Origin of the sequence: Haliea sp. (genome assembly GCF_041395985.1) — a bacterium.
Classification (GTDB): domain Bacteria; phylum Pseudomonadota; class Gammaproteobacteria; order Pseudomonadales; family Halieaceae; genus Haliea.
Genome location: NZ_JAWKZJ010000001.1, coordinates 214,119 through 223,106, shown reverse-complemented (window position 1 = coordinate 223,106; position 8,988 = coordinate 214,119). Strand labels below are relative to the sequence as shown.

7 protein-coding genes and 1 tRNA gene are annotated in these 8,988 nt (G+C 64.5%); 3 read left to right on the top strand and 5 right to left on the bottom strand.

Annotated elements, in window-relative coordinates; all coding sequences use genetic code 11:
* Positions 1 to 6 precede the first annotated feature (6 nt).
* A complete protein-coding gene (locus R3E49_RS01015) occupies positions 7 to 4,059 on the bottom strand; it encodes a hypothetical protein (RefSeq protein ID WP_371293350.1) in 4,053 nt (1,350 codons plus the stop codon).
* A gap of 87 nt (positions 4,060 to 4,146) precedes the next feature.
* Positions 4,147 to 4,566 (bottom strand): nuclear transport factor 2 family protein, encoded by a 420-nt coding sequence (locus R3E49_RS01010; protein WP_371293349.1) that lies wholly within the window; start codon positions 4,564 to 4,566, stop codon positions 4,147 to 4,149.
* Positions 4,567 to 4,789: 223 nt separating this feature from the next.
* Here R3E49_RS01010 and R3E49_RS01005 point away from each other — a divergent pair, with 223 nt between their 5' ends.
* The 3 genes from R3E49_RS01005 (at position 4,790) to trxC (ending at position 7,465) form a co-directional block, all read left to right on the top strand.
* Positions 4,790 to 6,469 (top strand): M28 family peptidase, encoded by a 1,680-nt coding sequence (locus R3E49_RS01005; protein WP_371293348.1) that lies wholly within the window; start codon positions 4,790 to 4,792, stop codon positions 6,467 to 6,469.
* Between the two features lie 89 nt (positions 6,470 to 6,558).
* A complete protein-coding gene (locus R3E49_RS01000) occupies positions 6,559 to 6,918 on the top strand; it encodes a YajD family HNH nuclease (protein WP_371293347.1) in 360 nt (119 codons plus the stop codon).
* Positions 6,919 to 7,021: 103 nt separating this feature from the next.
* Positions 7,022 to 7,465, top strand: a complete 444-nt coding sequence (trxC, locus tag R3E49_RS00995; protein WP_371293346.1) for a thioredoxin TrxC — start codon at positions 7,022 to 7,024, stop codon at positions 7,463 to 7,465.
* Positions 7,466 to 7,475: 10 nt separating this feature from the next.
* Here trxC and R3E49_RS00990 read toward each other — a convergent pair whose 3' ends face one another.
* The 3 genes from R3E49_RS00990 to R3E49_RS00980 all read right to left on the bottom strand — a co-directional run bounded on the left by R3E49_RS00990 (position 7,476) and on the right by R3E49_RS00980 (position 8,899).
* Positions 7,476 to 7,655, bottom strand: coding sequence for a hypothetical protein (locus R3E49_RS00990; protein ID WP_371293345.1), 180 nt, complete (start codon positions 7,653 to 7,655; stop codon positions 7,476 to 7,478).
* A 384-nt stretch (positions 7,656 to 8,039) separates the two neighbouring features.
* Positions 8,040 to 8,510, bottom strand: a complete 471-nt coding sequence (locus R3E49_RS00985) for a hypothetical protein (RefSeq protein ID WP_371293344.1) — start codon at positions 8,508 to 8,510, stop codon at positions 8,040 to 8,042.
* A gap of 312 nt (positions 8,511 to 8,822) precedes the next feature.
* Positions 8,823 to 8,899: transfer RNA gene (locus tag R3E49_RS00980), tRNA-Arg, on the bottom strand.
* Between the last annotated feature and the right edge of the window lie 89 nt (positions 8,900 to 8,988).

The following is an 8,988-nucleotide window of genomic DNA, read 5'->3' as shown; positions in this document are numbered from 1 at the left end:
CGGCAGTCAGGGTTTCGCCACCCACACTCCGTGTCTGCCATAGGCCTGCCAGCCCCAGGCCACCCAGCGCAGTAACCGGTTGGCGAGCCAGAGCGCCCAGATAAGCATCACGGCGCGATAGACCATCAGGTTGACACTGATCACGGTGGCAGTGGGGAAGCTGTCTGCGTCCGCCCGGTCCTGGAAGAAATTGTAGACGTGCGACCAGCTGTTATTACCGGTGACCAGCATGTTCGGGCTGGACAGCAGGCCCAGCGGAATTGCCGAGACCAGGGTGGCGAGCGTGATGAACGCACCAATCCCCAGTGCCACCTGCATCAGGTTGAATGTCAGTCGGTTCATGCCGGCGGGATCCATACGCTGCCGAAGTGCCAGCAGGAACAGGAAACCGGCGACGACCAGTACCCCGTAGCTGTTGACGGTGGACAGCCCGACCCCCAGCAGCAGCCACCCCGCCAGGCCGATGGGAATACCGGCGCCGATGCGCCGGTTCAGCCCGTGCAGTAGCAGGGCACCGAGCAGGATGACGCAGAAGACGCCCCAGTACAGCATGGCAGGGCCGATCGCCGGCCCGCTCAGGTACAGCGGCCAGCGGTCCTGCGGCAGGGTGTAGGCAAGCGAAATGTTGCTGGCGCCTCCGGGCAACACCACCTGCGGCGTCTCACTCCACCAGCCGCTGCCACCGTCCTGCTCGAAGGTCAGGCTGATGTGCTGATGGCCGGGCTGCAGGGCCACGGTGACGGTATTGCTCTCGGGAAGGTTGAGGTCGTTGCCGTTGCGGTTCAGCGCCGTAACACGGCTGCCGGAGGGCAGCGTCAGGGCATAGTCCTGCCCCATGCTGGCCTTGATGCTCAGGGCGAGCTGACTCTGCCGAACTGCAGTGCCCGCCTGGAAGGACAGCTTTGCCCCCTCGACGGTATAGGTGGGGCCGGCGACGCCCTCCGGGCGCTCGAACTTCAGCATCAGCGATTCCCGTGGCCAGGGTTTCCACAGTGGTTGCAGGCTGTCGGCACCGCCGAGCGGGCGGGTTGGCGGCAGGCCCTCATGACTCAGTCGCCACAGCGCCGAGGGGCGCAGGCGCCAGGTTTCGACGTAGTGCTCTCCGCTGGCGGCCTGCAGTTGCAGCTCGCTCACCGGGTTGATGCTGGATTCCCAGCTGACCTGCTGCTGGCGATCGCTGAACTGCAGCTGTGCCTTGCCGCCGGCGAAATTGACCGCGCTGGACAGGGGGCGTTCCAGGTCCAGCAGGGGAACCTCCACGGCCACCGGCCCCGCGGCCGGTGCCAGCCGCGTGACCCGGGTCACGACCCGCCACTGCAGGCCGATGTGGAATTCGCGGTGCACGGCGAAGAAGGCCGCAATGGGGTCGGGCTTGATGCGCTTGCCGGCCTCTGCCCGGGCGGCGGACAGGGCGCGCAGGGATAGCGTGCCCGAGGGCACACGGCCGTCTACCAGGCCACTCAGCTGCCAGTCGCTGCCGCGGGTGCTCAGGTTGTGGATTGCCACGGGCAGGCTCACGCTGGCCGTGTCGCCCTGCAGCGGACCGCCCAGGCTGATGATATGGTGGCCCCGGGTCAGCCGCACAGACAGGAATCCGTCGTGCAGGCGAGCACTGGCGTCCGCACCGTTCACCTGCAGGGTCGTCACCTGCCAGCCCTCGCGGGGGGTGGGCAGCTGCAGCAGCATATCGGCGGCCGCATAGGCGCTGAAGCCGATGGTGAGCGCATTGCGTTCGGTGGTGATGACGCCCTCATCGAGTGCGACGCAGTGCGGCGTGCAGGTCGGCGGTTGCAACAGGCGCTGTTCCAGCTCCTGCAGCAATGCGGCGGGCGGGAAATCCTGCGCCACGGCCGGCGCAGGCAGGGCGGGGAGCAACAGGCCTACCGCCAGGGCCAGTGCAGCGGCGCCGGCGGATGGGTTGCCGACGCCGTTCCCGTCGTCTGCCGGCGGGGCGCGCAGCGCGTGCAGCAGTGCCTGCATCAGCAACCCGGCATAGGCAAGGGTCAGCAGCACACCCACCACCCGCCACAGCCGCGTCAGCCAGGGGGGGCTGTACAGCACCGAGAGCCGGGCACCTTCCGGCACCGGGCTGCCGGAGCGCAGCTGTACCGTGTTCCACAGCCAGTTGGGCGCACCGGGTCCGGTTTGTACACGGTCGGTGTCCCCCAGCAGGTAGGCGGTTTCGGCGGAGCCCGGGGGCGCGCCGGCGCCGAATACTTTGCCTGCCACCGCGGATCGTTGTGCCAGGGCTTCGGCGCCAGCCTGCACACTGTCCGCAACGGCGGCCACTTCCCTCAGGTCAAGATCGTTGTTGGCGTAGGGGTGGACACCGAGGTCGTTGCTGTAGTCATAGACCCCCACTGCACTGCGCTCCAGTGAGGGGTAGATGGCGAGGCGGAAGTTGCTGATCGAGAACGCCACCAGCGCCAGCGCGGCTGCGATGCCGGTGACGGTGGCTGCAATGGCGATGCTGCGCCGCATGCGGCCCCGGGCAACGGCAGCGAGGGGCAACAACAACAGCAGGGTTGCCAGCAGCGCAGTGGGCATGACCGGCTCATGGTAGCCGGCCAGCAGGGCGACACCCGCCAGCGCCGCGGCCCTTACGCCCAGCAGTTTGCGTGTGGCAGCGACCATCACCAGCACCAGGAAGATGTCCCAGAGGTCCCAGTCACTCAGCCAGGTGCCCTGCACGCCTTCCACCCCGGATGCGTGCAGGACGCGCCAGCCGGGCGGGATGTGCAGCGTTGCATCGAAGGTGTCGGCGCGGCTTTGCCAGCCCGTTGCCGAAAAGTCTGTGGGGGATGCAATGCGGGTGACCGCTTGCAGCGCGATGTCCGGGCTGCGGATCTCGACCCCCTCGGTGTCGGCATGCCGCGTGACCAGTACCGGCAGGCCGGACACGCTGGCGCTGCCGAGCTGGGTGTCGGTCTGCGCGTTCAGCCGCCAGTCACTGCGCATGGCCCCGGTCACCTGCTCCACGCCGGTGAGGGCGGTGCCGTCGAAATCCAGCCACAGGTTTCTGTTGACCGCGAGGCTGTTACTGGCGGGGGACTGGTCACCACGGTATTCCGTGGTGAGCTGCAGACCGTCGTCAGCGCTCAGGCGCCAGGCCGGGAGTTCTTTCCAGTCCTCCGGAATCGGTGCCTGTGACGTGTCGATGGCGGGCGCCCCGGAGAGTTTCACCTGTCGCAGGTTGCTGTCAGCGGCAAAACTGAGGTACTCCACGACTGGCCAGGGCGCGCCGTGCTGCGTGGCGGCAAGCTGCTCCACGGGCCGCAGGAAGCGCGACAGCGTCGTTATGGTGTGTCGTCCCGCGGTCAACTGCACGCGCAGGTCACCGTTGTGCTCGACGCGGGCGGGCAGCGGGGAATCAATGCGCATGAGCGCGGTGCCTGGCCAGGCGAGCTGGCCCGTCTGTACCTCCCGCGGTTCGCCGCTGACGGTCATCACCACGCGTGTTTCCAGCGTCATCGGTACGCCGTCTGTCAGCTTGCGAAACACCTCAATGTCCAGTGAGTTGTTTTCTTTCACCGCGGTGGTTACGCGGTCGCGGTTCAGCAATACCTGTTTGCCGCGACGCTCCGCCGGTGACGCCTGACCACCCTCGGTGACGCTGACCAGGGCAATCGAGTCCGGCACAGGTAGGCCCGCAGGGCGCCGCTGCCAGCGGAACTGGCCGCTGATGCGGTGCTTGCCGCGCGCCAGCAGCGCCTGCGGTTGGCCGGCCTGGTCGAGGACGGCTGCCCGCGCCCCATTCACGGTGACGTTCAGCGGCCAGGCGCCGGGGCCGCCGGGTAGCGGTGCCAGCGCATCCTCCTGGAACACCTCGACCTCGTAAGTGAATAGCAGGCCCTGAGACTGGACCTCGAGGTTGAGCCGGCCGGGCCAGAGACAGGCGCGCTCCGGAGTGTCTGCGAACACCCAGGGACAAGCGCTGTCCGGGTGCTTCTCGAGTAGCCAGGCCTCCCAGCGGGCCAGGGACGCAGGGTCAGCCGCCGCCTGCAGACTGGCCAGCAGCATGACCAGGCAGGTCAGCGATCTGAATACGGCGTGGGGCATGGGGATCTCCGGCGCAGGGACTTTTATACCCTAAACATAGCACCCGGCGCGGGTGCCGCGCTGCGATTTTCGCGCCCCGCGGGGGGATCAGACGCTCTGCCGGTCCTGCGCCAGCGTGTCGAGATACTCGGTCACGCCGCAGATGCGGCCGTCGCGCAGGGTGAAAACAATGCAGTAGTCGTTGCGATAGGGGTTGCCGTTGGCGAGCCGGGCCTGCATGGAAAACTGGGCGGCCACCCGGGTCTGGTCGGCAATCAGCGGCTGCAGGGTGATCGCCATGCTGCCAGCCTGATAAACCCCCACCCCGCTGTGCAGCAGGTCCATGACCGCCGCATGGCCCACCCGCGGGTTGGGCGTGATATGGGGGTTGCTGTGCGGTACCTGCCAGGTCACATCGTCGCTGAAAAAATCCGCGAGGTCGCGATCACCCGCTAAACCCTGGAGCACAGCGAAATAGTGTTCGATGACTGCCCGGTTTGCCTCCGCCGGGTTGAGCGCTTGCGGCATACTTCAATCCTTGTTCGTGTGCGCCTTGTTGTTTTCCATCCAGCGAATCGTCGGGGCTGCAGAATGAAGACCACACAAGTATCGTTGATTGTACGCGCAGATCAAGCACAGCTGCCCCGGGGACATGGGGCTTCACAGACCTCGTCGTGCTGTTAGGATGGTAGCAACCGGCCGCGGTGGGGAGTTCCCGCCGGGCGATTGAACTCGTTGCAGGAGCCCGCTGATGTTGAGACGTTTCCTTTTCGCCGCAGGTATGGCGGTTGTCGTGGGCGCCTGTTCCACCAGCAAGGTTCCCGCACCTGCCGCGGCTGTTGATCCCGGGCGCCTTGAGGCCATGGTCAAGGTGCTGGCGTCAGACGCCTTCGAGGGGCGCGCGCCGGGCACACCGGGCGAGGATAAAACCATCGCCTATCTTATCGAGCAGTTTCAGGCCATTGGCATCCAGCCGGGCGGGCCGGACGGGCAGTGGACACAGGCCGTGCCCATGATGCGCACCTTCCTTGAGTCGCCGCAGTTGGCGTTCACTTACCCGCAAGGCCAGCTACAGTTGGTGCAAGGTGAGAATATAGAGGTCAGCACCGTGCGGGCAGCGGAGCACATCCACGCCGAGGAAGTGCCGCTGGTGTTCGTCGGTTTTGGCGTGACGGCCCCCGAGCGAGACTGGGACGACTACGGTGATATCGACCTGACGGGCAAGATTGCCGTGTACCTGGTGAACGACCCCGACTTCGCTGCCGAGCCCGGTGAGCCCGCTGCCGGGCGCTTCGGCAATCGCCGCATGACCTACTATGGCCGCTGGGCCTACAAGTACGAGGAGGCCGCGCGGCGCGGTGCCCTGGGTGCACTGGTGATCCACGAGACCGAAGCGGCGGGTTACGACTGGAGCGTGGCCGCGGCCGGTGCCGGGGAGCGTGTGGCGCTGGCCAGTAATGCAACGGGCCCCGCGCCGATCGCGTTACAGGGTTGGCTGCATGAAGGCGCCGCCACGGAACTGCTGGCCATGGCGGGACATGACCTGGCGACCCTGCGCAGGGCGGCGCGGCAACCGGATTTTTCCGCGTTCGAACTCGACGGGGTGCAATTCCGCGTGCACTCGGACGTCACCGTGACCCGCTTCGACAGCCGCAACGTGCTGGGCCTGTTGCCGGGCTCCGCGCGTCCGGATGAGGTGCTGATGGTATCGGCGCACTGGGACGCCTACGGTGAGGGGCCACCGGACGCGCAGGGTAGAACCGTGCGTGCGGGCGCCAACGACGATGCCCTGGGCACGGCGGGTGTGCTGGAAATCGCCCGGGTACTGCAGACGGGGCCGCCGCTGGAGCGCAGTGTGGTGTTCGCGCTGTGGACCGCGGAGGAATCCGGCCTCGTGGGGTCCAGAGCCTACGCTGTGGACCCGGTCTACCCCCTGGAGACTACGGTAGCCAACTTCACGCTGGACATTCTGCAGACGGCCGGTGCCGCGCAGGATGTGATTCTCGTCGGTGAGGGGCAGAGCAGCCTGGAAGACGATCTGGCGCGGGCTGCCGCAGCGCAGGGGCGTTACGTGACGCCCGAGAACCTCCCTGAGAACGGCCTGTTCTACCGCGCCGACCATTTTTCCCTGGCGCGCGCCGGTGTGCCTGTGCTCCTGCTGATGGGCATTGCCGGTGGCGCCGACCTGGTGGAGGGCGGTCGTGCCGCGGGCAACCAGTGGATCGCCGACTATGTCGGTAACTGCTATCACAAGCCCTGTGATGCCTGGTCGCCCGACTGGGACCTGAGTGGGGCGGTGCAGGATATCGAGCTGTTTCTCCGGATGGTGGAGGATCTCGGCAACGCGCGCCGCTGGCCGGAATGGCGCCCCGCTTCCGAGTTCAAGGCCGTGCGCGACAACAGCGCCGCGGCGCGGCGCGAGGACGGGTGAGCCGACCGTGACCCGGCACCAGGAATGCCCCGCCGCGCCGGGCCTGCGGAATTACACTTCATTGCCACTGGAACCGGGGGAGCGTAAATATGTCACCTGCAAAAACGTTTGAACAGGTGCGCGCCGAACAGCTGGAGTACAACGCCAGGCGCGAGTCGGGCTACCGCGAACGTGCGTTAAAGCTGTTCCCCTGGATCTGTGGCCGCTGCGCAAGGGAGTTCGATCGCAGAAACCTGTCGGAACTCACCGTGCACCATGTAGACCACAACCACGACAACAACCCTAGTGATGGCAGCAATTGGGAATTGCTCTGCCTCTACTGCCACGATGAAGAACACAGCAAGTTCGAGGCCTATGTACGCTACGGCAGCACTAAAGAGAGCAGAGCTTCGGCGGCGACCCACAATCCGTTTGCGGGCCTGAAGGCGAAGATGGAGGGGAAGGACTGAACGTTGCCTTGCGCCCCGGCTGTGACTTATTGTTCCCCAAACGGGGTGCAGCGGCGAGGCAGCCGGCGCACCCCCCCCGGTCCCATTGTGCAGGGAATGAGAGATGGCAAAATTGCAAACGGTGTGCCCGGCCTGCGGCACCCTGAACCGTCTGGATGCGGAGCGTATTACCGACCGGCCAACCTGTGGGCGTTGCCACGCGCTGCTGGCACCGGGCACCCCACAGGATATCGATGATGCCTCTTTCACGCGCATGCTGCAGAAGGACGAGCTGCCGCTACTGGTTGATTTCTGGGCGGAGTGGTGTGGCCCCTGCAAAATGTTTGCACCCACCTACGCGAAGCTGGCGGCGACCCGGCCCGACGTGCGCTTTCTCAAGGTCAACACCGAGCGCGCTGTAGAGACAGCCGCCAACTGGCAAATTCGCAGTATTCCTACGCTGATGCTTTTCCACCGGGGTAAACAGCTTGCGCGGCAGTCCGGCGCCATGAGTGAGCCGCAGTTGACGCAGTGGCTGCAGCAGGCCCTGGCGGAAATGCCTCGGTGATCAGCAGCGGTCAGTTCAGGGTAGCCTGGATTGCCCACATGCCGGAGAGTACAAAGCCGAACGAGCTGATGGTTGCAACCGATGCGAACATCACGGAACCGAAGGGCTCCTGTATCCATGTCGTGAAGCGCTGACCACGCGATGGCTTGATTTTCACGTCTTGGTGAGCCTTGTCTGGTGCGGTGTTCATATCCTGTGCTCCGGGTCTGGTGGGTGCGGAAAGGATACCTTTCTCTCAATTAAGTTAAAGTCGAAGTTTATGCATTAATATTCAGGAATATTCGATGTATTTGTGGGCCTGGCTCAAGGGGCGATGGTACGGCAGCGTTTGGCCCATGGATCATGCAGCTTGTTCACATTTCGGTCTGCGTCAGGCAGATTTTGAGTGCTGTCTGGGTCGCAAGGCAGGACTCCCTGTTGAGTGTCCTGAGCTCTTCCGCAAACAGGCTCCGGTGCCGCAGCAACCGGTTGAGAACCTGTCGTGGTATCTCGATTTGCACCCACTCCTGTGCGGCGCCCTGCGCGAGGTGGGTACATTCAGCATCGGGGTGTCTGACCATTCTGCTATAGGCGTTCAATGCACGTTGTGCCTCGGCAGGCCATCGGCCACCTGCCCGGAGAATCGCGTCTGGTCGGTGGTTTCAGGTTGATCGAAGTGGTCACCGACATGAAGTAGTCGCTGGCAGCCTTCGAGGACAGCTCGGCGCTCCACGCCACTGAACAGCAGTTCTTCCAGCCGGGCTATCGTGCCGCCAATCACGCCACAGGCCAGACGACGCTCACCGGTTCGGAGTAGCGATGTACACAATAACAACGCCGAATCCGTAAACCGGCCAATATCATTTTTGGTCTGTCTGGCGTGGTAGAACAGAAGTAGTTCGGCCGCTTCAAGTGCGCAGCCGGCGTAATTCACCGCTTTAATGGCGTCATGTTCATTGAGGAGGGTGCTGGCGTGCTCATAACTGCGTTGCCACGAGTCAAACGTAGCGAGCGCATTCGATGCCAGCCAGTCACGGTGATTGCTACACAGGAAACGTAATCGCATTTGCGGGCTCCAGGAAAGTTTGCCGTTGCAATTTAATGCGAATAATTCCTATTTGCAATAGCCGCCACTGGCGGACAGCTCCATCTATGATTTGAGATGTGGCGGGCAAACCGTGGGAACACGGGAAGTGACGGACAAAATCTGGCTTGCCGGAAGGCCGGGCCCCAGCTTCTTGGATTATGATCTAGGCTTCTTTGATAGAGAGTTAAACAAGGTGGAGCCAGTGGGAAAGAATCCCTTCGCTCCGAAAGTGTTACCTATGCTCTCGGAATAAAGTGCAACCTATGTGACCGGAATGCACCATTTGCAGGATGGCCCGCCCGAGAGGATTCGAACCTCTGACCTCTGCCTCCGGAGGGCAGCGCTCTATCCAGCTGAGCTACGGGCGGAAAACGGCAGTTGCGGGTGGCTGGTGCCGCAGCCCGCACCCCGCTAGGGGGAGTGGACTATAGCAAAGGCGCTCACGGCGCTCAATAGA